Genomic DNA, 229 nt, shown 5'->3' on the forward strand with positions numbered 1-229 from the left:
GTGTCGGGAGTCTTTGGGACAGCGTTCGTGACCGGGGATCAAGGTGAGGGGGTCGCCACCTCGGTGAAGCACCTCGCCGCGAACTCGAACGAGAACGACCGCTTCGTCGGGGACAGCCTCGTCGACGAACGGGCGCTCCGGGAGATCTACCTGAGGCAGTGCGAACGTGTCGTCAAGCTCGCCAAGCCGTTCACCGTGATGTGCGCCTACAACGCGATCAACGGAACCT

The 229-nt window shown here is 63.3% G+C and carries 1 protein-coding gene; it reads left to right on the forward strand.

Going from position 1 to position 229, the window contains the following annotated elements; all coding sequences use genetic code 11:
• Positions 1 to 27: 27 nt before the first annotated feature.
• A partial coding sequence (locus ACZ6JE_RS15800) for a hypothetical protein (RefSeq protein WP_464319567.1) occupies positions 28 to 229 on the forward strand: 202 nt, incomplete at its 3' end.

Source organism: Frigoribacterium sp. AC759 (assembly GCF_979256015.1).